Here is a 22,436-nt window from a genome sequence, read left to right on the forward strand (position 1 = left end):
ATTAGCTCCCTGCTTTTGAGATGGTAAAGAGGTGTGGTATTAAAGGTGATTTAACATGGCTATACTCGGCTTCAGGATGTTGTAGCCATAATGCAAAACCCTGACGCCTAAACCCTTCAAAAATAGCCGCCTGTTCGGCCTTCAATCGGAAAGTAATGGTCACCGCGAGTGCGCCCCCGACGTACTCTTTGCTGTGGTTGTCGAGCGCTAACACTTCTATATTGGTAAGCATACGCAGCGGCTCACCACCACCGCCAGCAACTAAGCTCACGCGATTGCCCACTGCCAGCAAACCATGGTGGACCTGCTCGATACCCACAGTTGCAGTAACGGCATAATCGTCTGGCGCGAGCTGATCACTAAAAGAAGAACGCCTAACTCTGCCTAAGTGACCTAGCATGACCGGCTCCCCAGCGCTGACGAAGTTTTGCACACTGTTGCCAACGACAGCCATAGCATCATTGGGGCGCAGCCAATCGTCACTGATATAACTCGGTGGGTATTTACGCTGCTGCAAATCCTCAAGCCCAATGACTGCACCAGCTTCAAGATCATGACTGAATACCAGCACCCACTCCATCTCGGCGTTGAGGCGTTGTTCCAGTTCATGTGACTGTTGTGCTAAATACCGCATAACGAGTTGATAACTTGCAGTAACCATGGCCAACACCACGAGACCAAGGACGACAAAGCGCCACCCAAACCTAGTCATTAGTTACGCCGCCCATGGGTGCAGCAAAAATTGCTGCCAGGTAACCGAGAACACCAACATCCACGAGCTGACGATGATCTCGATAAGCTCTACTAAGGTCTTGTTGTTTGCAGTTACTGGAATCACAACGATAGCCAACAAGCTCAACGCCACCAACAAGGTTTCGACTGTTGCTTGGCCATTGCTGGTTTGTTGACAGTTCGTTCGACAACAGCGACCGTTAGTGACGCCGCGCACTGACCAAAAGACTACCCTGCGTACGTGCGTAGACGAAGATGTCCTCACTTGGCTTTTGCAAGGATACATAAAACCTTCCATGGCTTAACTCCGTAAATATTGGATGCCGCCCACTGTGGCGGAGTTTGAGATAACGTTCTAGTTGCTTCGGGTGATAGTTGTTTTGATAAATTGCTACGGTCTGGCCCTGAGCACTAAACTGCTGAAGTCGAGTGCCTCGCCAGTCGCTTTGCACAACACTTGTAGACAGCGATGTGCGGCGATATTCAGTTAGCCAATACACGCCATCTAACTGCTGCATGAGCCATAAACTTGAGTCTTTCTCACACCATGAAAGCAGTGCCTTGATGGTCATTGTCTGGCAATCTAACTGTTCTAACCGTGGTGTTTGCGCAAGTGCTAACCGCCAAACGGTACTCGTCGCTTGCGTTGACCAAACTTCGGCTAGCCATTCGCTCGGAAGATCCACCGCTAGCATGACTGTCCCGTCTTACACGGCAATTCGGCAGGTGTCGCTTCATTAGCGATATACCCGAACCGCAAACTCTCGGCAGAAAACTCTTCGGTAAAGTGCAGCCAGCTTATGAAATTCTGAATTTTACCAAGGCCCAACTCCTGCAACCGTGCAAGCGGTGTTAATCGAGCTGGTCGAGAATCAAGCTGTTCCGCACTCATCGGCGACCAAGTATCGGTAAGTCGCGCCATAGCGGCGACATCACGAGCACTTGCGATGACCCGTAAGTTATCTTGCTCTAGCGCCAGCCCAGTTAATCCCTTTAAAGGGCCTAAAACCACTTCAGCGCGCTTGGCAAGTGCATAGTTTCCGGTGACCTCCACCGTACTATCCAGTTGCCAATTCCACATTGCCGCACGCCCTGTTTCAATGCGCTTCAATTGGTGTTCGTGGAGTGGAAAAACAGTATCGGTCAGCAGCAACATCAGCCCAGCCAACAACGTCAATACAATAAGACTCTCGACCATTGCCTGCCCCGAGTTAGCGTTAAACTTTTTCATGAGCATCACCAACTCGTGCTGTTAATAGCGCGCGCTCTAATTGCGATAACGACTGCAGTTGACTCTGCCAAAGTGCGTTGAACAGGTTAGCCTGCTCGTTTTTACCATCCGAGCGTCGAAACCAACGCGTTGGACGCGAGTAAACGACACTTGCTTTTGCCACCGCTTCCGGCAAGACAACAATAACAGCAGGCCAATCCGCAGGATTCAATTGCGTGCGATTAAAATATCGAAAGGGCTGCGCATTGCCAGAAAACTCTACCTGATCGGCAACACCCCACTGGGTTGCGGTCGGATTGAGCTTTCGAGTACGTCCAAAATCTTTAGCGCCAACACTTTCGATTTCTTCACCGAGATAAGTTGCGCCATCACCCCACGGGTATTCGTCAGAATCCAGCAGGCCGCGCACATGAATCGAGACCGTATCCATACTTTGCCAACTCCAACTACCATTCGAGTCTTCTTGAAGGCGCGCACCACCAGCTTTCTCAACTTCAATTTGCAGCGCATCGAGCCACTCATAGCTACGCTTCTTACTGAAGGGGTCCAGACTTTCCAGCATCAAACGATGCGCAAGCTGATTATCATTTCCCGAGGCTTGTGCTGGTATAAAGGTCCACCACAGCCAAGGCACTGGAACCAGTCCAGGAGCATGCAGAAGTTGCCATTTTATCGGTTCATCACCGACGTCATGTGCGGCAAGTATTTGCTCCATTGTTTTCGGTAACGTCATGGCGAAACTAATGCGCGCATACCATTGCGTCGCTCGTATCGCTGTGGTGACTATGCGTTGAAAATAAAGCACGCCATGCAAGATTTGTTGGAACGGCTCTTCAAAGTTATCGACCGCATTGGCTATATTCCGGGTGATGGCGTTCAGGTACGGAATCCAAGACGAAGCCATTGCACTGCGGTCGGCAACATCCTTCATCATCTGAAACCAACTCGCTAAGCCCAACAGTTGTGCAATTGCCAACTCATTCGCGAGCAATGCGCGGTTAGTCATTGCGAGTAGGTTCATCTCACGTGCTAACACCGTTGCAGCCGAACTTGCCATATTATCGGCGACGGTTTGTTGATACCAACTACTGCGCAGGGCTTCACTACGTGCCATCAAGCCGATAATCAGAAAAATGATGCCGACCAAAATTGGCATCAGCCATAAAGTCGTAAAGCCATTGCGCGCCATTAGTTGCTACCGGACTCGGTAGCTTCATCATAGTTGCCAAGATTGACATCCTGGCGAGCTACAGTGCCTGAGCGTCTTGCACTTGAACGCGCCTCATTAAGTTGCTGAGAGGAGCTCTGACCGCTAACTTCATGTGCAATACCAGAGACTTGGTTGCGTACCGTCTTGCCTAATAATGAGTAAACACCGATTGCAGCCACTGCTATGAGGGCAACAATAATGATGTACTCGGTCATTCCCTGGCCGCGATGAAACTTGTGCGCCATGGTCAATGAAGAGTATGAACGTCCGTGTTGCATAAAGCCTCCTTGCAAAAGTTGAATGTACCCAAACGATGGATATCTCAACTATAGCCACAAGAAAGCGGGGTCAGACAAAAAGGAGCTTAGGCTTACTCGATGTGAAGATACTTGTGCAACTGCACCGATAAACGCCAATTCCGTTCGATACAGGTTTTTATCGCCAGCTCGGTTGCCCGTGAACGCTGGGATATTGGCTGCAATGCGATGATTACGTTGTCGGCAGGCGGACATTGAGCGAGGAGATTATCGAGTGCATCAATATGCTTTTGCATCGCCACCGGATGTTTTATTTCATTCGCGCGTTTCATACAGTCGGGACGTACCAAAAAGCCGCCCGGCATATCTAGTTTGGGCGACACCGTAACCCAGGTCGCAGCCGAGACCTGCAAAGCGAAGGTACCGCTGGTTTCGATTTGCAAGCGGTATCCTGCGGCTTCAAGAACCTGTGCCAGTTCACGTAGATCGTACATTGCTGGCTCGCCACCGGTGATCACTACATGCTTGGCCTGAAAACCTTGTTGCTTAAAGGCTGCCAGAATCTCTGCCGCCGTGAGTTCTGCCCACTGAGCAGATGCAGAGGACTTCGCCAAAAGTGTTGCAAGCTCCACCTTATCAGCCGCTGATTTTTCCCACGTGTGTTGCGTATCGCACCAAGGACAGCCCACGGGACAACCCTGCAAGCGCAGAAAAATAGCCGGAGTGCCGGTATAGAAGCCTTCACCTTGAATCGTTTCGAACAATTCATTGATTGGATAGCGAGTACTAATGGGATTCATCCTGTTTTGCGGTAAACTATGCCGCTATTGTACCTTAAATTCGTATTGATCAAGAAGTCACAAGGAATTCTGATATGGCAAAGGTTGTCGTTATTTACTCTGGTGGAATGGATTCGTTTACCGTGCTACACCGTGCAATACGGGATGGGCATGACGTTTATGCCTTAAGCTTCGATTACGGACAACGCCACGTTAAAGAGCTAACGGTTGCCGCCGAAGTCACGCGGGGACTTAACATTCCCCATAAAATCGTCGACATCACAGCGATCAATGAGTTAATTAGCACTAGTTCGTTGACCTCCACGACCACCGCTATTCCTGAAGGTCATTACGAAGAAGCTTCAATGCAATCGACAGTGGTGCCGAATCGCAACATGATTCTGCTCTCACTAGCGATTGGTTATGCGGTTTCGATTGGCGCTGAAGCGGTCTACTACGGCGCACACTCCGGAGATCATGCGATTTATCCAGACTGTCGTCCTGAATTTGTTCAGCGTATGAACGACGTAAGTCGCATCGCCAACTACGAGCCGATCGAAATCACAGTGCCCTACCTCAACAATGACAAGGCTGAAATCTTGCGAGACGGGCTTGCTATGGGCCTTGATTACAAGAACACCTGGACTTGCTACAACGGCCGTGACAAAGCGTGCGGAAAGTGTGGCGCTTGTGTTGAACGGCTTGAAGCATTTGCGGCAAACGACGCCATCGACCCGCTAGCGTACGAATAAATCGTCATAAACTCAGCTGAATCGTTCAAGTATGCGTTGTGCTTGGTGCCAGCGCGGATGTTTACGTAACATTGGCATCGCCAGCGCGGCACATTTTGCCAAACGCTCATAACAGTTATTTGGCTGCCGCTCGATAGTGGCGAGTTCCTGCTCCATGGCAATAAGTACGGCTTCGGCGCCACTTCTATCGTTACAGGCAAGCACCATGTCACATCCGGCGCGCAACGCCGCACGAGCGCGGTCAGGCATATCACCGGCCGCGTGTGCGGCAGCCATAGCTAAATCATCACTAAAAATCACACCTTTGAAACCCAGTTGGGCGCGTAAAATGTGCTGCAGCCACCGCTCGGAGAAACCCGCTGGCTTATCATCAATATCAGGATAGATAACATGCGCGGGCATAATCGCATCTATACAGTTAGCAAGCTCTATAAATGGTGGTAAATCGGTCCGCCGGATCGCTTCCCATGGTCGTTCATCAATGGGCGCGGCAATATGGGAGTCAGCCTGCACCGAACCATGTCCTGGAAAATGCTTCCCAGTCGCTTTCATCCCAGCTTGATGCATGCCCTTAATCCAAGCACGGCCGAGAACGGATACCTGTTCGGCTGAGGATGCAAACGCCCGTTCACCAATCACCTCACTAATGCCATTAACGTCGAGGACAGGCGCGAAGCTAATGTCGATGTCCATCGCCAGAACTTCGCTCGCCATCAACCAAGCAAGCTCCTGCGCAATATGTTGCGCTTCTTCCATTGAGCTACTTTCTGGCAGAATCGTCCCCATCGCAGGGATCTTTGAAAAGTCTTCACGGAAGCGTTGAACACGGCCGCCCTCATGATCAACCGCGAGAATAAGCGGATTACTAGCAGCAGCACGGGTTTGTCGAACCAGCTCTTGAAGTTGCTCTTGAGAAGCGAAATTACGTGCAAAAAAGATGACCCCACCCACGGCCGGGTGCGCCACTAACTCACGTTCCGCTTGCGTTAACTCGGTACCTTCAAGGTCTATCATTACTGCCGTCATAGAACTTCCGTCGCACTTGATACGTATGAAAGGAGGCAGTTTGCCAAAAAATCTGCGGCACGTCACTAACCAATTCGAGGACTAGACTTGTTCGTCGCAAGGCTATATATAAAGAGTATTCACCGGAATTAAGGAGCCGACCATGTTATTCCATTCCAATCGCATTATTCGCGCACTAGCACTCGTAGGTAGCTTGCCGCTCATCGCTAGCTGCGGTGGCGGCTCCAATGATAGTTCACCCGACACCGGAGGGTGTTCCATCGCCGAACAAAATAGTTACTTTCTTGACTACATGCGCGAGAATTATTTTTGGTACGAAGATATTCCGGCCGGAATAGATCCAACGAGTTACCCGTCTGTGGACGCCCTACTCGACGCCATTCGCAGTCCTCAGGATCGGTTCAGCTACATCCTTACAGAGCAAGAATATCAAGAGCGTTTCGTCAACGCCGAGTACATTGGCTTCGGTTTTTCCAGCCGCGTGGTTGGCTCACGCTTGTTCCTTAATTATGTTTTTGCCGAATCTCCAGCAGCCAATGTCGGCATGAGTCGCGGCGACGAAATTATCGAGATTGATGGCGTCGCAGTCGCAACGTTAATTGCAAATGGCAGTTTGAATTCAGCGCTAGGCCCAGCGGAAGAGGGCACTTCGGTGACATTTAGCTGGCAGAAACCCAACGGTGAAGAGCAAACCGACGTCATTACCAAAACCGCAGTTGAAACCAATACAGTCTTAGCCGTTGACCGTTTTGCCCAAGATGGCAAGGACGTCGGCTACTATGTTCTCAATAGCTTTATCGACCGCACCGGTGCAGATCTCAATAGTGCTTACGATACGCTCGTTGGCGTCGATGAGCTCATTATTGATGTGCGCTATAACGGTGGTGGACTTATTCGTTATGCGAACCAAGCGGCAAGCCAAGCAGCGGGGGACAACGTCATTGGCAACCCCTTTGTTTCACTTATCTATAACGATAAAAATTCGGATCGCAACAATACTTCGTTATTCCAGTTAGTCGATGGTGTACAACAACTTGATCTAGACCGCGTGTTCGTGCTGACAACCGGAGCAAGCTGTTCGTCCTCAGAACTCATCATTAATGGCCTTAAACCTTACGTTGATGTTGTTGTGGTTGGCCAGCCAACCTGCGGCAAACCCGTGGGTCAGTCGCCACAGCCATTCTGTGACAAACGCAGTTTCGTGATCAACTTTGAAACCGTTAACGCCGATGGTGAAGGCCGCTACTTTGATGGTCTCGCACCACAATGCTCGGCTGCCGATACACTAGCGGGTGACTGGGGCGTTAATGGCGATCCGTTGCTAGATGAAGCCAAATATTTCATCAGCTTTGGTAGTTGTAGTCCGAGCGCACAACTCAACCAAGCGCAAAGTTTTAGTGCGGATAGCCAAGCAGACAAGCAACGCTACAACTTACTCGAACAATGGCGCCGCGAATTCTAAGATGGCTGCTTAAGCAACGACGGTAATAGTGCGACGCCTTGCTCGGTGCACAACCAACGTGCCGAGATACCAAAAGCGCTCGCTAAGTTGTCGTCGGTAAGTACTGTTGCTGGCTCGCCAGCAGCAACCAAGTGACCTTTATTTAGTAACACTAACTGGTCGCAAAAACGTGCGGCTAAGCTCAGATCGTGTAAGGCAACGGTTATCATTTTTCCCTGCTGCGCAAGACGTTTAAGTAGCTGCATTACATGCAGCTGATAATGCAAATCAAGGCTTGCGGTAGGTTCATCACAGGCTAGCCACGGTTGATCGCCAAGCAAAGCGCGAGCGAGCTGTACGCGGCGCTGTTCACCACCGGAGAGCTGCGTCAGTGGACGGGCTAGATAATCGTGAATATTTAGCAACGCTACCACGCGCTTCACTTCAGCTGACGGCGATTGGCGTAGAGATAAGTTAACCAAGCCACTACGTAAAAAGTGAGCAACCGTTATATCACTATGAGCGGCAGGATTTTGCGGCAGAAAACCAATTAACCTGCGCTGCTCGAGCGGCGCTAATTGCGCAATCGTAGCATTCGCAAATGTGGCTCTACCGGTGGTTGGCGCCAACTGTCCAGTTAATGCCTGCAACAATGTCGTTTTACCTGCGCCATTCGCGCCGATAATGCCAACCAACTGCCCCGTTGCTGCACTAAAACTTACCTGTTGGAGTCGTGCACCAAAGCTCAGCTCTTCACAGACCAGACTCACGCAAACCTCTGCTTTGCCAATAAATAAATTAACCATGGCGCGCCCAGAAACGCCGCCACCACGCCAAGTTGCAGTTCGACTGTCGTAGGGATGGTTTTAACCACAGCGTCAATCAACACCAACAGGCCACCACCACAAAGACCACTCAACGCAATCAACGGAAGCGGCCGATGTTCGCCCAAAAGACGCACCGCATGCGGCGCAAGTAATCCGATAAAGCCAATTACCCCAGCAGTTACAACTGACGCTGAAATTAGCAACGTGACCGCAAGCAGCACCCACCACGTCGCGAAACGCTGCCGAAAGCCAAGTGTGGCAAGCGTAGCGACATCGAAAATGTGCGCATCGACATAATTGCGCTGCCAATATAAAACAGCGCCAGCGAGCACTATGTTGGGTAACATCAATAGGACCTGCTCCCAGCCACGGTTCGCCACCGAGCCTAGCAACCATAAACTCCACTCCAGATAAGCAAATGGATTAGGTGCCAAATTTAAGACTAATGCAACCAATGCGCCAGCAAGCGAAGCCACTGCGACGCCAGCCAAGATCAGTCGAAAACCACTGGTGTTGCCACCCGCGATCAACCATAGCGCGATCAGGCTCAACAATCCGCCCAACATACCAATCGCCGGTAAAGCCCATAAACTAGGCAACACTAGGCCACTGTACAGCACCAACACCACAGCAAGCGCGCTGCCGCTTGCAACACCGGTAATTCCAGGTTCCGCCAGCGGGTTACGAAAAAGCACTTGCAGCACTGCGCCAGCGACACCTAAAGCGATACCATTCAGTAACGCAAGCAACATGCGTGGTAAGCGTAGTTCATAAAAAATCATCGCCGCATTATCGCCCAACACGGCCATGCCCCATCCAGTCGAGCCGAGCAAGGTATGCAGAGCCATCACGGCAATAATGAAAAGCACTAAAGCAGCTAGTGTTAGTCGCCCCATAGGTGCGCTCCATTGTCGGGACTTATACTCTTAAGGTAATCAACCGCACGCAGGTCCGAGCAACCGGCAATTGCACCGTTCACCTCGACAACATGTCGTTGCGCTAACCAATCTTGCATCGCTCGGTGCCACAACCAATCATGAGCGCGGGCGTAATCACTCGAGAAGCCCTCAAGTATGACGGTGTCAGGCTGGGTCAATAACACCTCCTCCAAACTCAGGCGCAACAGTTGGCCGCCGCCCATAAGTGGCGATAATTTCGTACCGCGCTGTTGCAGCAAGTGGGCGACCCAACTGTCCAGCCCCCACGTGTAAGCGTTCGGCATTAGCACCAAGACTTCGCCGAGTGCTTGTAAATTAAAGCGTTGCAACTGCCGACGTTGCTTACTACGCCAATGCTGTAGTTGAGCCTCGTGCTCGAGCTCTTGACCTAATTGCTGTAGCGCAGCATCCCACTGCTCAGTTGTTGTTACATAGGGCAGAGTGACCAGTTTTACTCGTGCCTCCAAGGCCAGTCGCAACGAGCGATTGACGAAACTTCCGGCGACCACACTGTCGGGCTCTTGTAGCAAGATAGCTTCAAGACGCTGACCATGCGTTTGCGTCGTGACAACCTCTGTGTCCTCATCCAACCACTGTGGCAGCCAGTCATCAAAACAAGGGTTCAAACTCACAATGACACTCGCCAACAGCAATTCTGCAACCATTAGATGGCCTCTAGTGCCTGTTGCAGGTTCTTCACGGCGATCACTTCCATACCGGCAATTGCATCCTTAGGACGATTCCCGGCTGGCACAATGGCGCGGGTAAAGCCGTGCTTAGCAGCTTCGTTCAAACGTGCTTGGCCATTCTGCACCGGCCGAATTTCACCAGCTAGACCAACCTCACCAAACACAATTAAGTCTCGTGGCAACGGCTGCTCCCGAAAACTCGAAACAATAGCAAGCAACAAGGCAAGATCGGCTCCCGTTTCGGTAACCCGCACACCACCAACCACGTTAACGAATACATCTTGATCGGACATATGTAGTCCACCATGACGGTGTAACACGGCCAATAGCATCGCCAAACGTGTTGCTTCGGTACCGACAGCGACGCGGCGCGGATTAGCCAGTTGACTGGCATCCACTAAAGCTTGTAGCTCAACAAGTAGTGGCCGCGTGCCTTCCCAAATGACCATCACTACGGAACCATTGCCGTGTTCTTCACCTCTTTGCAAAAAAATCGCTGAGGGATTACTTACTTCACGCAAGCCCTGTCCGGTCATCGCGAAAACACCCAATTCATTCGCTGGACCAAAGCGATTCTTGTTGCCCCTTAACGTACGAAACCGTGAATCTGCAGTTCCCTCCAGCAAAATGGAGGCATCAATGCAGTGCTCAAGTACCTTGGGGCCAGCGAGTGAACCATCTTTGGTCACGTGACCCACCATAATAATGGCGACGCCTTTTTGCTTGGCATACCGCGTCAAGTAAGCTGCTGATTCGCGAACTTGAGAAACACTACCTGGCGCCGATTGAATATCCGCAAGGTGCATCACTTGAATCGAGTCAATAACCATAACTTTGGGTTGCTCACGGTCTGCCAAGTCGCAAATTGTTTCCACTGAAGTTTCGGCAAGCATGCGCAGCTTGTCAGTCGGCAAGCCCAAGCGTTGTGCCCGTAATGCTACCTGCTGTAAAGATTCTTCGCCTGTCACATATAAAGTGTTCATGGCGGCCGCTAACTGACACATGGTTTGCAGCAACAAGGTACTTTTACCCGCGCCCGGTGAGCCGCCAATCAAAATTGCTGAGCCGGGCACGATACCACCGCCTAGCACCCGATCGAACTCTTGGTAGGTTGAACTAAACCGTGGCAGATCTTCGAGGTCGACTTCAGCCAACGTTTGCACCTTTGCTTGTGTAGCACCAGCAAAGCCACGACGTTCTACAGTTGCACTTTTCGCATTGCCTAAACGAACTTCACTAAGCGAATTCCATGCCTTGCACTCGGTGCACTGCCCTAACCAACGCACGAAGTCGGCGCCGCATTCATTACATACATAGGCTGTTTTTGCTTTTGCCATAACGCTCACTCAAGTTACAAATTACGCCAACGTGCTCAAATGATCAGCAAGCTGCATCAAATCGGGGAAATCAATTGCCAGGTCGGCGACGTCTCGCAGAGCTGGCTTAGCGCAGTACGCCACGCCAAAACCTGCAGCCGTTAGCATCGCAACATCATTGGCGCCATCACCAACAGCAATCGTGTTACTTAGCGGAATCGACCACTGTTGCGCCAATTCAATTAAGTAACGCGCCTTACTTGCCCCATCAACTATAGGCTCAGCAACCGTGCCGGTGAGTTGTCCACCCGCCCACTGCAGTGCATTGGCGTGGTGAGCATCTAATTCAATAGTTGCGGCAAGCCGTTCGGTAAACCAAGTAAAGCCGCCAGAAACTACCGCTGTGTACCAACCTTGAGCGTGAAACCAAGTCAACAACTCAGCAGCGCCGAGACTCAACGGGATGGGCTGAAAAAGTGTTTCAAGTTGCTGCTCTTGTACGCCTCGCAGCAAGGCAACCCGCGCTCGCAAACTTTCGGCAAAATCCAATTCGCCGCGCATCGCTGCTGCGGTAATCGCACTCACTTCGGGCTTCTTCCCGACTAGGGCGGCCAGCTCATCAATACACTCGATGGTAATCAGCGTTGAGTCCATATCGAACACAACCAAGCCAGGCTGTTGTAAATTCGGCATTGTTTCTCTTCTTCTTAGTTGCTCTCGTCGGTGTTCCCAGCGTATAGTTTTGTCATGACGACAACTCAGCATGTTATCAATATCATCAAGCTTGTCTATCGCCGCGGACGAAGATTAGTTGCTGCGCTACTCCTGATCATTCTGATCGAAAACTTATGGAGTAGCATGCAGCAAACCAGTCTCGCAGACTTACAGGCGCATAGCCAACAGCTTGTCGAACTCATGGCCACACAAGCGGGCCATGAGGCGCGTTATTGGCTCATCGAAAATGACCAAGAAAAGCTGCAGGCCTTAGTGGATCAACTGAGCCAACATCGCTTGGTAGAATTTAGTGCTATCTACGACACCTATGGACGCGAAGTTGTTAGTGCTGATGCGGTAACCGAGCAACCCGAACAGGTGTTTGTCCTGGTCGAAGAGATCCGTGAAGAGCCGGTCATTCATGGTTATCTTCACGTTACCGTTAACCAACCTCTATTGCTCGCCGAACCGCTTGCGACTCACGAATATCTAACTTATTACGGACAATACTTGATTATTTTTGCCTTACTCGCAGGCGTTTTAATCACCATCACTTTCAATAAATGGCGCTATCGTCGCTGGCGTCCGCCGCAAGAAAATCAATAAGCTCTAGGCTGTTTTCCCACAGTTTTTGGCTCAGTTCGGACGCCGACTCATGCCGCAGTTCAGTAAGGGCTGCAAAAATATCAGCGAGCCGTGATGGTTCATTACGCTTGCCCTGATGGCCGGCCAAAGGCATATCTGGTGCATCGGTCTCCAACACCAAGCCCGATAACGGCACCTCGGCAATTGCAGCCCGCGTTTTCGCAGCCCGAGCATAAGTTATAGTGCCACCAACACCAAGTTTGAAGCCCTTCGCAATCCAGTCGTGCGCTTGCTGGCTACTACCGCTAAAGGCGTGCAAGACGCCTTTACACTGTGGTAGCTCAGCAAGGTAGGGGGTAAGGAGACCCAGCAAGTCACTTTGCGACTTACGGTGATGTAGGATCAAAGGTCGCCGGTAACGCACCGCTAATTGCACCTGCTGTTCAAATAGCTCGCATTGCTTTTGCCACTCGGGACAGGTGCGATCTAAGCCTATTTCGCCCACCAATAACCGCTTGTCGTGTTGCAATTGCTTGGCAACCCAATCGAGATCTTGGGTTTGGTGCTGCTTAATAAAGTAGGGGTGCAGGCCAACGGCACGATGTAACTGTATGTGCGAGCCGCGCTCGAAGCATGGCGAAAAATGCTCCATGCGTCGCGTTCCAGGCACCAAAATGTGCTGCACGCCTACTTGCGCGGCGCGGTGGAGAACCTCTTCGCGATCCGCATCAAACACCTCAAAATCAAGGTGGCAATGGGTATCGAAGAGGCTCTCAACCATGGTTAATGCTCACGCGTGTGGTGGAAGTCAATGTCAGGATAACGCTCTGCAGCGAGGTTTAAATTCACCATGGTCGGAGCGATATAGGTTAAGTTATCGCCACCATCCAGTGCCAAATTTTGTTCAGCTTTGCGGCGGAACTCATCGAGTTTGCGTTCGTCACTGCTCGATACCCAACGCGCTGTAGCAACATTAATTGACTCGTACACAGCGTCCACATTGTATTCAGACTTCAAGCGGTGAACGACCACATCGAACTGTAGCACCCCTACCGCGCCGACAATCAAGTCATTGTTGGCTAACGGGCGGAATACTTGCACGGCGCCCTCTTCAGAGAGCTGCACCAAGCCTTTTAACAACTGCTTTTGCTTCAGCGGATCTTTTAGGCGTATCCGCCGGAAGAGCTCAGGTGCAAAATTCGGGATACCACTAAACTTAAACTTTTCACCAGCGGTAAAAGTATCACCAATCTGAATCGTACCGTGGTTATGCAACCCAATAATGTCACCCGGATAGGCCTCTTCAACGTGCTCTCGATCACCGGCCAAGAACGTTAAGGCGTCGGCGATGCGCACATCTTTGCCGATGCGGACCTGATGCATTTTCATGCCTTTCTCATATTTGCCTGACACGATGCGCATAAAGGCAACACGGTCACGGTGCTTTGGATCCATATTCGCTTGAATCTTAAATACAAAGCCTGAGAACTCTGGCATCGTGGCGCTTACTTGCTTACCTTCATCGGTTTCACGTGGCAACGGTGTGGGCGCCCACTGCACCAGACCATCGAGCATGTGATCGACACCAAAGTTGCCTAATGCGGTACCAAAATAGACCGGGGTAAGCTCACCGGCTAGAAAGAGTTCTTTATCAAATTCGTTGGAAGCCCCCTGCACCAACTCGATCTGTTCGCGCAAATCATCAGCATAATCGCCAATACGAGCATCAAGCTCAGGATTATCCAGACCTTTAATGACCTCGCGATCTTGAATCCGATGGCCTTGGCCCGTTTTATAGAGAATCGTCTCGTCATCGATAAGGTGATAAACACCCTTGAAATTCTTACCCGACCCAATCGGCCAAGTAATGGGTGCGCACATGATGTTGAGAACGCTTTCAACTTCGTCAAGCAGTTCAAGTGGGTCACGAATATCACGATCCAGTTTGTTCATAAACGTGATAATCGGCGTATCGCGCAAACGCGTCACCTCCATCAGCTTGATGGTACGATCCTCGACACCTTTAGCGCCATCGATCACCATCAAACAGGAGTCCACTGCCGTCAGTGTGCGGTAGGTATCTTCCGAAAAGTCCTCGTGGCCTGGGGTATCTAGCAAGTTCACCAAGGCATTGCGATAAGGGAACTGCATCACTGAGGTGGTAACCGAGATCCCACGCTCTTTCTCCATTTCCATCCAATCAGACTTCGCATGTTGACCAGACTTTTTACCCTTTACAGTACCGGCCTTTTGTAAGCGCTGTCCGTGCAACAGAACTTTTTCAGTGATAGTCGTTTTACCCGCATCCGGATGCGAGATGATCGCAAATGTTCTGCGTTTATTGACTTCGCTGCTCAAACCACTACCACTCATCAGTTCTTATTCCTCATATCACCACAAACGATTTAAATTTGAATCGTGAATTTTATCACATATCTGTGGGTGTTGGCGCCTCAATGTTGGGGGTTCTCCCCTATTTCACTACATCCCCCCTCATGCCAAGGTTAGAGCGTCTACCAACATAAATCGAGGAAGTTCATGATGAAAACAACAACCAAACTGTCGGCACTGAGTTTGGCTCTCGCCTTCTCAATTACCGTACCCAATACGCTTGCAAAAACCTTTGACCCGGATCTTCAAGCATTAATTGCAGGAGCCCAAGCAGATGTTTTACATCCAGTTATTATTACTTTTGAGCAAACTGATGCGCCTTCTGTAAGTCAGATGGAGGCTCTCGAACGCCTAGGTATCAACGGTGTTGCGTTACAGCGATTACCAATGGTGGGTGCCTTAGCTACCGCAGAACAAATCGAAGCGATTTACCAACGAGACGACGTTCGTTCCGTATGGCATAACGACCGACTAGAACTTGAGAATGGTGATGCAACCGAACTCACAGGCGTCAAAAAACTGCGTGCGGATAAGACCCTCCGTTCTTCCGGAGTGCCCTACTCGGGTCGCGGCGTCGGCGTGGTGGTCAATGACTCAGGTGTTGACGGTACGCACGGCGATCTACTGTATCCACAACACGTGGTGCAAAATGTTTTGGCGCAAGTCAATTTAAACAGCTTGTCGGGCGTGGCGCCAATTACTTATCAAGAAAATGTCGCGAATACCGATATCGCCGGCGGTCATGGCACGCATGTAGCTGGGACAATTGCTGGCACTGGCGCCATGAGTAAAGGTGAGCACGCAGGGGTTGCGCCGGGTGCATCGATTATCGGCTATGGTTCAGGCGCGGCGCTGTTCATTTTGGATACCTTAGGCGGCTTCGACTACGCACTCAACAACCAGTTTATTTACAACATTCGTGTGATCTCAAACTCATTTGGTAACACCGGTGATGTCGGCACTGATTTCAACCCAGATGACCCTACCAACGTCGCGACCAAAGCGCTTGCGGACAATGGCATTATCACCGTGTTCTCGGCGGGTAATTCAGGCCCCGGGGAATCCACCATTACTGGCAACTTCAAAAAGGCACCATGGGTTATTACTGTCGCGGCCGGTGACAAAGAAGGCAAATTAGCAGACTTTAGCTCGCGCGGTGTCGATGGCAAGTCAGGCTCAGTGACGATTGATGGCGAAACCTTTACATGGGAAGATCGGCCAACAATCACCGCACCTGGCGTCGATATCATTTCCGCCCGAGCCTCACTATCAAGCACGGGAACCTTGAGCGCAACACAGGATTCCGAGGAACTGCCGCCGGAACAACTCCCTTACTACACCTTTTCTAGCGGCACCTCCATGGCAGCGCCACATGTCTCAGGGATTGTTGCACTGATGCTTGAAGCTAATCCGAATTTGCAATGGCAACAAGTCAAACAAATCCTGCAAGATACCGCCACCGTTATGCCGGGACGTGATGCTTGGGAAGCTGGCGCTGGCTATGTTAACGCCCATGCAGCAGTAACAGCGGCGCTAGGAAATGCCGATGACTTTGGCGACACGGTTAAACTCAATCGTGAATTCAACGCAAACGCATTACTGCGCAATGGTGACAGCTTTACCCGCACCGTCGAATATGTACCTGTTGGCGAGAGTGCGTTCGAAACCTTTAATGTGCCAGCCTCGGCGACCCTTGTCTTAGCCAATGCACAGATCGAAACTGGCACTGCTTTTGTGCTGGAAGATCCGAATGGCAATCGTTATGGCTCAGGTATCGGTTTACCGTTGTTGGGGTCATCGGTTGGCGTGAGTGCGCCAGCAGTCGCCGGCACATGGAAAGTCTATGCTCGCGGTATTGGTTCGGTAAGTGGCCTAACGCTTGACCCACTGGGCGTCACCAATGGTATCGGTATTCCTTCCGCCACCGATGTCGCCATTCGCTTCGTTGAAACTGCAGGTGTTGAAGGCATCGACGACACTGTCAATCACCCGGCGCGAGCTTTTATTGAGTTGGCGATCAATGAACGTCTGATGGATGCTCGTGCAACAGGATTTGCCGCCGACGAATGGCTAACTAAAATTGAGCTTGCTGATGCCTTAACGCTGGCAGGCCTAGTACGGCAATCAACCAAAGGGAATCAAGAACAGTTTGTCGATACTCTTGGCCCGAGTGCTGCATTCGCAAATGCGACCACAGAACGCGATGGCATTCTGCGAGCTGCCTCTGCTGCCCCGTTGCTATTCCCATCATCCGGTTCGCTATTTGGCAGTCAAGACGCGGTCGATCGCACAACGGTTGCCTATACGCTCGTCCAAGCCCTCGGCTTAGAATCTGTTGCAACATCCTTTGATCCAGAACAACCTATTCAGGTAGCTCGGTTTGACCAAATCATCGAGCTTGAGGATAGCTTAGCGATTCCAGCAGAGCTGCGCGGTTATGTGCAACTGGCTTTAAACATGGGGTTAGCACAAGTGGAGCTCGAAGTTGAACAAGGCCCATTTGATCTACAACCGAGCCTAAAAGCCTACTTTAATGGCGACCAAAAGGTAACACGAGCGGAATTTGCCCGCGATGTAACCCAATTGTTGCCGCGCATCGCAAATTAAATCGAGGTTAGTCCCTGCCGTCACCCTTGCGGGTGGCGGCTTTTTTTACTTGTTATGAAGCGCGTTCAGAGTGAACTCAAGCATCTTCGCAAAGCCACTTTGCCGTTCGGCACTGGTTAATTGCTGTCCACTAAGAATATGATCGGAAACCGTCAACACACACAACGCCTGCACCTTGTATTGCGCGGCAATGGCATACAACCCTGCCGCTTCCATTTCTACCGCCAGCACGCCCATGCGCTGTAACTGTTCCAGTCTCGAATCTGGTGCGTCATAGAAGCTATCGGTCGAAAACACATGCCCGATGGCCACCGTCTGTTTTGCTGCATCGGCATACTTTAAAAATTGATGTGCAAGGCGCGGGGTTGCACAAGCGGCAAAATCAAACTCGCCAAAACGCTGACGATTCATATTCGAGTCGGTACTCGCATTATTCGCAATAATCACATCATTCAGCTGTACTTCAGGTTGGATGGCGCCACAGCTACCGACGCGAATAATACGTTTTACCCCATAATGGCGAACAAGCTCGGTCGCATAGATTGCGCAAGAGGGCATCCCCATGCCGCTGCCCATCACCGATATTCGCTCGCCTTGGTAGGTTCCGGTAAAACCCAGCATGTTACGAACATCGGTAACGCAGGTAACATCGTTCAAGTAGGTTTCGGCGATGAACTTCGCCCGTAACGGATCGCCTGGGAGTAAACACGTTGGTGCGAATGCGTCGGGCGCCGCGTTGATATGGGGTGTTGGCACGTTGATTCTATCCTGTCACTAAAGTCGTTGAGGGAGCATAGAAATACCATAATCCATCGGCTCAAGCTCCAACAGCTCGGCGATACTTTGACCTATATCAGCAAAGCTTTCGCGACGGCCTAAGTTATGCGCCGGAAGATTCTTGCCGTACATCATTATCGGCACATATTCCCGTGTATGGTCGGTGCCCGGCCACGTCGGATCACAACCGTGATCGGCGCTCATAATCAAGATATCATCTTGTTCCAGCTCCGCGAGAATCTTCGGTAGCAAACGATCAAAGGTCTCCAATGCGCGGGCATACCCAGCCACATCACGGCGATGTCCATATAAGGTGTCAAAATCAACCAGGTTGGTGAAGATCAAGCTTCGCTCTGGCGCCTGGGTCATCACTTCAAGCGTCTTCGCCACTAACGCCTCTAAACCATCCTCCTTGTATTTTTGCGTAATGCCTTGGTGGGCGAAGATATCGGCAATTTTGCCAATACTAATAACTTCACCGCCCGCAGCTTTGAGTTTATCAAGTACCGTCGGTGCAGGTGGTGGTGTCGCATAGTCACGGCGATTTGCGGTACGCACAAAGCCATTCTCGGCTGAGCCCTTAAACGGTCTCGCGATGACGCGTCCAATGTTGTAGGGATCGACCAACTTCCGGGCAACTTCACACACTTCGTAAAGGCGTTCCAAGCCAAAAGTATCTTCATGACAGGCAATCTGAAAAACCGAATCCGCTGACGTATAAACAATGGGCTTTCCCGTCCGACAATGCTCAGCACCTAAGCGCTCGATGATCTCGGTACCCGATGCATGACAATTCCCCAGATAACCTGGCAGCGCTGCTTGCGCCAGCAACTCGTCAAGTAATTCGGGCGGAAACGATGCGTCTTTGTTAGTGAAGTAACCCCATTCAAATAGCACCGGTACCCCTGCCATTTCCCAATGTCCTGACGGCGTATCTTTTCCCGAAGAGAGCTCTTGTGCCCAACCATAGCGCCCACGGCACTGCGGAATAGGGGTAAGACCAGGAGGATAGCTGCCAGTAGCGCCGCGACTAATTTCGGCTAAGCCAAGCACCACTAAGTTCGGTATCTGCAAAGGCCCCCTGCGCCCTTCGTCGGCTTGGCCTTGCGCACATTGTTCAGCAATGTGACCTAACGTATTCGCCCCTTCATCGCCAAATTTTGCCGCATCGGCGGCGGCGCCGACACCGAAAGAATCAAGTACGAGGACAATTGCACGCGCCATCATTAGGCTCCAATTCGACGATAAACAGCGGGCGGTAAATCGCTCGCTTCATTGCTAAATCGAAATGCTTGACGAACTGTTTCTGCAGCCTGTTGCCAGCTGGTCTCGTCAGCAGCATAAATGTGTGCCAACGGCGTCTGTTCGTCAACGTTTTGCCCTAAGGCAGCGATATGCTCAAGCCCAACACTGTAGTCGAGTTCATCTTCACTGCGCCGACGACCACCGCCTAATGCAACCACAGCTAAGCCAATTTGGCGTGTTTCAATATGCGTAACCTTATGGCCCGCCGCTAACTGTTCCGCCGTTGCAAATACCGGCCGCGCCACCTTAGCTAGCGGTAGGTGCGTAGCGGCGTTGTCAAGCAAATCACTAGGGCCGCCTAAAGCCTTCACCATCGCAGCGAATTTTTCCGCAGCTCGACCACTGGCCAAGGCTTTATCAACAGCTTGTTCGGCGGCTTCTTGCGAACGCGCCAAACCGCCTAGCAACAACATCTCGGCAGCGAGCGCCACCGTGACTTTATGTAACTGTGGCGTACGATGGTCACCACGTAAATATGCTATCGCCTCACGAACCTCTATGGCATTCCCAGCGGAGTGCGCGAGCACCTGATTCATGTCAGTAATAAGCGCACTGGTGTTGAGACCTGCGCCTTGCGCTACCGTAACTAAACTCTCCGCCAGTTCCTCTGCGCGTGCCAAGTTAGGCATGATGGCACCGTTACCGCACTTCACATCGAGCACGAGTCCATCAAGACCTGCTGCCAACTTCTTCGACAAAATAGAAGCCGTTATCAAAGGCACGGATTCAACTGTCGCAGTAACATCTCGCGTAGCATAGAAGCGCTTGTCAGCCGGAGCCAAACTACCTGTCTGACCGATAATCGCAACGCCCACATCTTTCACGACCTGACGAAATTGGTTATCGCTTGGAAACGGTTGATAGTTCGGGATGGCATGCATTTTATCTAACGTACCGCCGGTATGGCCAAGTCCACGTCCCGAAATCATTGGCACATAACCGCCACAGGCGGCAATAATTGGTCCCAGCATAAGGCTCACGACATCACCAACACCGCCGGTGGAATGCTTATCCAGTACGGGTCCATCAAGATCTAAATCGTGCCAATGTAAGACTTGCCCAGAATCGCGCATCGCTTCAGTCAGGCAAACCCGTTCCTGCATACTCATGCCCTGGAAGAAGATCGCCATCGCTAAAGCCGAGATCTGGCTCTCGGCAATCGAGTTGTCACTCAAACCTTGAACAAAGAAGTCAATTTCGGCGCGAGTTAGTGTGCCTCCGTCGCGCTTTTTGCGAATAATCTCTTGCGGTAAAAACATTAATAGCTCGTCCCTGCTGATGCTGGACTTTGTCCAGCAAGAATAGCGTGTAAATTGGTTAAAAGGCCGCTCGCACCAAACCGAAAACGCTCTGGCGACAAGAAGCTTGGTCCCATAATCTGTTCGGCAAGATCAAGGTAGACTGCCGCGTCAGCCGCTGTGCGGACGCCGCCAGCAGCTTTAAATCCGCATTGCGTTCCGCTTTCGTGAATCGCTTCGAGCATAATTTTTGCGGCTTCAGGAGTGGCATTGACTGCGACTTTACCAGTCGATGTCTTAATAAAATCTGCTCCAGCTTGAATCGCAATTTCGCTGGCTCGGCGGATGAGTTGTGGCGTTTGTAACTCACCGGTTTCCAAAATTACTTTCAACAGCGCACGCTCTGCACAGGCCTGCTTGCACGCTTGCACCATGTCATAGCCAACCTTTTCATCACCGGCAGTGAGGGCTTGGTAAGGGAAAACAACATCAACCTCGTCAGCACCTGCGCCCACAGCTCGCTCTGTTTCGGCCACGCCACGAGCAACATCAATACTGCCCATTGGAAAGTTAGTTACCGTGGCAATTTTTACCTGCGTTAAGTTGAGTCGTTCGCACTCATGCTTAGCCCAGATCACAAATTCGGGAAACACACACAATGCGGCAGGGCTGCCATACGACGAAGCTGCGCTTATGCACAACTTGGTAATTGCCGCGGGACTGTCAGACTGATTCAGTGAAGTTAAATCCATCAAGCGCAACGCAAGTTGCGCGACATCTCGTTCGCTTCTGGTCATAGCGGTTTCCGATAAGCATTCACATCGAATTCGAAGGCATCAGGGAGTAAATCTTCAATCGCCCACTGCCGCATTTGTCGCTCGCTCGTCGAAACGATCGGCGTACCGGTAGCCAAAAATTCAGCGAGAACTTGTCGGCACGCACCGCAAGGAGCGTAAGCTTTATCACCAGGGGTGTACACCACTACCGCAGCGATATCACTGGCATCGTAGCCTTGCGCGACAGCACTAAATACAGCTGTTCGTTCGGCGCAATTAGATAAACCATAAGAGACATTCTCAACATTGCAGCCGCTAATCACTTCCCCACTCTTCATCAACAAAGCAGCACCTACAGGAAACTGGCTATAAGGCACGTAAGCTTTTTCGCTTGCTTGCTTTGCATGCTGGCGGAGGAATTCCAATTGATGTAGTTCGTTATTCATAATGTTTCTTTCTTGATCTTCGGCCGATCAGCTTACTCTTTTCGGTTCTCTGTTCCAAGTCAGCGAGATCAATGAAATCGCTAAGGGGTGTTATTTTCGTACTGCAACTATGGACAAATTCGGCAGCCTAATCTATATTTAAGATAACTCTAAATTAGCTACAACTTAATAGAGGTGTTTTATGACTGTCGAACGCGCACTAACAGCTTTTGCTGGTTTCATGGTACTGTTATCGGTCGCATTAACTGTATGGGTACATCCAAACTTTGTTTGGTTGACCGTTTTTATAGGTGCTAACCTTTTTCAGCAGTCGTTTACTGGTTTTTGTCCAGCAAGCCTTGCGCTACGCAAACTTTTTGGTTTAAAAACAGAACGGGAACTAGCTAGATCGGAATAAGA

Annotated in this window: 25 protein-coding genes; 5 read left to right on the forward strand and 20 right to left on the reverse strand. The window is 50.9% G+C overall.

What is annotated here, in order from left to right:
• Window position 1: 1 nt before the first annotated feature.
• From NV375_RS12430 to queE, 7 genes are all read right to left on the reverse strand, one after another.
• Entirely contained in the window at window positions 2–712 is a 711-nt protein-coding gene (locus NV375_RS12430; protein ID WP_258808486.1) for a Flp pilus assembly protein CpaB, read from the reverse strand.
• 3 nt (window positions 713–715) lie between these two features.
• Window positions 716–949 (reverse strand): hypothetical protein, encoded by a 234-nt coding sequence (locus NV375_RS12435; protein ID WP_258808487.1) that lies wholly within the window; start codon window positions 947–949, stop codon window positions 716–718.
• Window positions 933–1,427, reverse strand: a complete 495-nt coding sequence (locus NV375_RS12440; protein ID WP_258808488.1) for a hypothetical protein — start codon at window positions 1,425–1,427, stop codon at window positions 933–935. Before NV375_RS12440 ends, NV375_RS12435 begins: the two co-directional genes overlap by 17 nt.
• Window positions 1,421–1,963: a hypothetical protein gene (locus NV375_RS12445; protein ID WP_258808489.1), complete on the reverse strand. Its 543-nt coding sequence runs from the start codon at window positions 1,961–1,963 to the stop codon at window positions 1,421–1,423. The genes NV375_RS12440 and NV375_RS12445 overlap by 7 nt, the downstream gene beginning before the upstream one ends.
• The gene (locus NV375_RS12450) at window positions 1,950–3,152 is read right to left on the reverse strand and encodes a hypothetical protein (RefSeq protein WP_258808490.1); all 1,203 of its coding nucleotides are present in this window, start codon (window positions 3,150–3,152) and stop codon (window positions 1,950–1,952) included. Before NV375_RS12450 ends, NV375_RS12445 begins: the two co-directional genes overlap by 14 nt.
• Window positions 3,152–3,451, reverse strand: a complete 300-nt coding sequence (locus NV375_RS12455; protein WP_258808491.1) for a Flp family type IVb pilin — start codon at window positions 3,449–3,451, stop codon at window positions 3,152–3,154. The genes NV375_RS12450 and NV375_RS12455 overlap by 1 nt, the downstream gene beginning before the upstream one ends.
• A 92-nt stretch (window positions 3,452–3,543) precedes the next feature.
• A complete protein-coding gene (queE, locus tag NV375_RS12460) occupies window positions 3,544–4,230 on the reverse strand; it encodes a 7-carboxy-7-deazaguanine synthase QueE (RefSeq protein ID WP_258808492.1) in 687 nt (228 codons plus the stop codon).
• 74 nt (window positions 4,231–4,304) lie between these two features.
• Here queE and queC point away from each other — a divergent pair, with 74 nt between their 5' ends.
• Window positions 4,305–4,961: a 7-cyano-7-deazaguanine synthase QueC gene (queC, locus tag NV375_RS12465; RefSeq protein WP_258808493.1), complete on the forward strand. Its 657-nt coding sequence runs from the start codon at window positions 4,305–4,307 to the stop codon at window positions 4,959–4,961.
• A gap of 12 nt (window positions 4,962–4,973) precedes the next feature.
• On the opposite strand, the gene nagZ is transcribed toward queC, so the two are convergent.
• Window positions 4,974–5,987 carry a beta-N-acetylhexosaminidase gene (gene nagZ, locus NV375_RS12470; RefSeq protein WP_258808494.1) on the reverse strand — a complete coding sequence of 338 codons (1,014 nt, stop codon included), beginning with the start codon at window positions 5,985–5,987 and terminating at the stop codon, window positions 4,974–4,976.
• 142 nt (window positions 5,988–6,129) lie between these two features.
• On the opposite strand from nagZ, the gene NV375_RS12475 reads away from it, so the two are divergent.
• Entirely contained in the window at window positions 6,130–7,449 is a 1,320-nt protein-coding gene (locus NV375_RS12475) for a S41 family peptidase (protein WP_258808495.1), read from the forward strand.
• Here the strand turns inward: NV375_RS12475 and NV375_RS12480 are convergent.
• The 5 genes from NV375_RS12480 to serB are packed head-to-tail and all read right to left on the reverse strand — an operon-like array spanning window position 7,446 to window position 11,891.
• Window positions 7,446–8,198 (reverse strand): ABC transporter ATP-binding protein, encoded by a 753-nt coding sequence (locus NV375_RS12480; RefSeq protein ID WP_258808496.1) that lies wholly within the window; start codon window positions 8,196–8,198, stop codon window positions 7,446–7,448. The two genes, NV375_RS12475 and NV375_RS12480, sit on opposite strands and share 4 nt — an antisense overlap.
• On the reverse strand, window positions 8,195–9,151 hold the full coding sequence (locus tag NV375_RS12485; RefSeq protein ID WP_258808497.1) for an iron ABC transporter permease: 957 nt from the start codon (window positions 9,149–9,151) through the stop codon (window positions 8,195–8,197). Before NV375_RS12485 ends, NV375_RS12480 begins: the two co-directional genes overlap by 4 nt.
• Entirely contained in the window at window positions 9,139–9,858 is a 720-nt protein-coding gene (locus NV375_RS12490; RefSeq protein ID WP_258808498.1) for a hypothetical protein, read from the reverse strand. Before NV375_RS12490 ends, NV375_RS12485 begins: the two co-directional genes overlap by 13 nt.
• On the reverse strand, window positions 9,858–11,219 hold the full coding sequence (gene radA, locus NV375_RS12495; protein ID WP_258241195.1) for a DNA repair protein RadA: 1,362 nt from the start codon (window positions 11,217–11,219) through the stop codon (window positions 9,858–9,860). Before radA ends, NV375_RS12490 begins: the two co-directional genes overlap by 1 nt.
• Before the next feature lie 21 nt (window positions 11,220–11,240).
• Window positions 11,241–11,891 carry a phosphoserine phosphatase SerB gene (serB, locus tag NV375_RS12500; protein WP_258808499.1) on the reverse strand — a complete coding sequence of 217 codons (651 nt, stop codon included), beginning with the start codon at window positions 11,889–11,891 and terminating at the stop codon, window positions 11,241–11,243.
• A 54-nt stretch (window positions 11,892–11,945) separates the two neighbouring features.
• On the opposite strand from serB, the gene NV375_RS12505 reads away from it, so the two are divergent.
• The gene (locus NV375_RS12505; protein WP_126774155.1) at window positions 11,946–12,518 is read left to right on the forward strand and encodes a hypothetical protein; all 573 of its coding nucleotides are present in this window, start codon (window positions 11,946–11,948) and stop codon (window positions 12,516–12,518) included.
• Here the strand turns inward: NV375_RS12505 and NV375_RS12510 are convergent.
• Together NV375_RS12510 and prfC are read right to left on the reverse strand one after the other, a co-directional pair.
• Window positions 12,469–13,278 (reverse strand): TatD family hydrolase, encoded by an 810-nt coding sequence (locus NV375_RS12510; RefSeq protein ID WP_258808500.1) that lies wholly within the window; start codon window positions 13,276–13,278, stop codon window positions 12,469–12,471. The two genes, NV375_RS12505 and NV375_RS12510, sit on opposite strands and share 50 nt — an antisense overlap.
• 2 nt (window positions 13,279–13,280) lie before the next feature.
• A complete protein-coding gene (prfC, locus tag NV375_RS12515; protein WP_258808501.1) occupies window positions 13,281–14,870 on the reverse strand; it encodes a peptide chain release factor 3 in 1,590 nt (529 codons plus the stop codon).
• A 165-nt stretch (window positions 14,871–15,035) separates the two neighbouring features.
• On the opposite strand from prfC, the gene NV375_RS12520 reads away from it, so the two are divergent.
• Window positions 15,036–17,495, forward strand: coding sequence for a S8 family serine peptidase (locus NV375_RS12520; protein ID WP_258808502.1), 2,460 nt, complete (start codon window positions 15,036–15,038; stop codon window positions 17,493–17,495).
• A 45-nt stretch (window positions 17,496–17,540) separates the two neighbouring features.
• Here NV375_RS12520 and deoD read toward each other — a convergent pair whose 3' ends face one another.
• From deoD to NV375_RS12545, 5 genes are read right to left on the reverse strand one after another with little or no spacing between them, the layout of a single operon-like run.
• On the reverse strand, window positions 17,541–18,251 hold the full coding sequence (gene deoD, locus NV375_RS12525) for a purine-nucleoside phosphorylase (protein ID WP_258808503.1): 711 nt from the start codon (window positions 18,249–18,251) through the stop codon (window positions 17,541–17,543).
• An 18-nt stretch (window positions 18,252–18,269) separates the two neighbouring features.
• Window positions 18,270–19,496: a phosphopentomutase gene (locus NV375_RS12530; RefSeq protein ID WP_258808512.1), complete on the reverse strand. Its 1,227-nt coding sequence runs from the start codon at window positions 19,494–19,496 to the stop codon at window positions 18,270–18,272.
• 2 nt (window positions 19,497–19,498) lie between these two features.
• Complete coding sequence (deoA, locus tag NV375_RS12535) at window positions 19,499–20,836, reverse strand: thymidine phosphorylase (protein WP_258808504.1); 1,338 nt, start codon at window positions 20,834–20,836, stop codon at window positions 19,499–19,501.
• The gene (gene deoC, locus NV375_RS12540) at window positions 20,836–21,612 is read right to left on the reverse strand and encodes a deoxyribose-phosphate aldolase (protein ID WP_258808505.1); all 777 of its coding nucleotides are present in this window, start codon (window positions 21,610–21,612) and stop codon (window positions 20,836–20,838) included. The genes deoA and deoC overlap by 1 nt, the downstream gene beginning before the upstream one ends.
• The gene (locus NV375_RS12545; RefSeq protein ID WP_258808506.1) at window positions 21,609–22,037 is read right to left on the reverse strand and encodes a cytidine deaminase; all 429 of its coding nucleotides are present in this window, start codon (window positions 22,035–22,037) and stop codon (window positions 21,609–21,611) included. Before NV375_RS12545 ends, deoC begins: the two co-directional genes overlap by 4 nt.
• Window positions 22,038–22,218: 181 nt before the next feature.
• Between NV375_RS12545 and NV375_RS12550 the strand changes: the two genes are divergently transcribed.
• Window positions 22,219–22,434 carry a DUF2892 domain-containing protein gene (locus NV375_RS12550; protein ID WP_126774169.1) on the forward strand — a complete coding sequence of 72 codons (216 nt, stop codon included), beginning with the start codon at window positions 22,219–22,221 and terminating at the stop codon, window positions 22,432–22,434.
• Window positions 22,435–22,436 lie beyond the last annotated feature (2 nt).

The sequence above is a fragment of the Pseudidiomarina sp. CB1 genome, from assembly GCF_024752025.1.
Classification (GTDB): Bacteria; Pseudomonadota; Gammaproteobacteria; order Enterobacterales; family Alteromonadaceae; genus Pseudidiomarina.

Coding starts and splice junctions, on each gene's coding strand:
- deoC (WP_258808505.1), bottom strand. CDS start 21,612: ATGACCAGAAGCGAACGAGATGTCGCGCAACTTGCGTTGCGCTTGATG.
- NV375_RS12530 (WP_258808512.1), bottom strand. CDS start 19,496: ATGGCGCGTGCAATTGTCCTCGTACTTGATTCTTTCGGTGTCGGCGCC.
- radA (WP_258241195.1), bottom strand. CDS start 11,219: ATGGCAAAAGCAAAAACAGCCTATGTATGTAATGAATGCGGCGCCGAC.
- NV375_RS12490 (WP_258808498.1), bottom strand. CDS start 9,858: ATGGTTGCAGAATTGCTGTTGGCGAGTGTCATTGTGAGTTTGAACCCT.
- deoA (WP_258808504.1), bottom strand. CDS start 20,836: ATGTTTTTACCGCAAGAGATTATTCGCAAAAAGCGCGACGGAGGCACA.
- queE (WP_258808492.1), bottom strand. CDS start 4,230: ATGAATCCCATTAGTACTCGCTATCCAATCAATGAATTGTTCGAAACG.
- NV375_RS12475 (WP_258808495.1), top strand. CDS start 6,130: ATGTTATTCCATTCCAATCGCATTATTCGCGCACTAGCACTCGTAGGT.
- NV375_RS12430 (WP_258808486.1), bottom strand. CDS start 712: ATGACTAGGTTTGGGTGGCGCTTTGTCGTCCTTGGTCTCGTGGTGTTG.
- NV375_RS12545 (WP_258808506.1), bottom strand. CDS start 22,037: ATGAATAACGAACTACATCAATTGGAATTCCTCCGCCAGCATGCAAAG.
- NV375_RS12455 (WP_258808491.1), bottom strand. CDS start 3,451: ATGCAACACGGACGTTCATACTCTTCATTGACCATGGCGCACAAGTTT.
- NV375_RS12440 (WP_258808488.1), bottom strand. CDS start 1,427: ATGCTAGCGGTGGATCTTCCGAGCGAATGGCTAGCCGAAGTTTGGTCA.
- queC (WP_258808493.1), top strand. CDS start 4,305: ATGGCAAAGGTTGTCGTTATTTACTCTGGTGGAATGGATTCGTTTACC.
- NV375_RS12510 (WP_258808500.1), bottom strand. CDS start 13,278: ATGGTTGAGAGCCTCTTCGATACCCATTGCCACCTTGATTTTGAGGTG.
- serB (WP_258808499.1), bottom strand. CDS start 11,891: ATGCCGAATTTACAACAGCCTGGCTTGGTTGTGTTCGATATGGACTCA.
- NV375_RS12550 (WP_126774169.1), top strand. CDS start 22,219: ATGACTGTCGAACGCGCACTAACAGCTTTTGCTGGTTTCATGGTACTG.
- NV375_RS12520 (WP_258808502.1), top strand. CDS start 15,036: ATGATGAAAACAACAACCAAACTGTCGGCACTGAGTTTGGCTCTCGCC.
- NV375_RS12450 (WP_258808490.1), bottom strand. CDS start 3,152: ATGGCGCGCAATGGCTTTACGACTTTATGGCTGATGCCAATTTTGGTC.
- prfC (WP_258808501.1), bottom strand. CDS start 14,870: ATGAGTGGTAGTGGTTTGAGCAGCGAAGTCAATAAACGCAGAACATTT.
- NV375_RS12485 (WP_258808497.1), bottom strand. CDS start 9,151: ATGGGGCGACTAACACTAGCTGCTTTAGTGCTTTTCATTATTGCCGTG.
- NV375_RS12505 (WP_126774155.1), top strand. CDS start 11,946: ATGACGACAACTCAGCATGTTATCAATATCATCAAGCTTGTCTATCGC.
- nagZ (WP_258808494.1), bottom strand. CDS start 5,987: ATGACGGCAGTAATGATAGACCTTGAAGGTACCGAGTTAACGCAAGCG.
- NV375_RS12445 (WP_258808489.1), bottom strand. CDS start 1,963: ATGAAAAAGTTTAACGCTAACTCGGGGCAGGCAATGGTCGAGAGTCTT.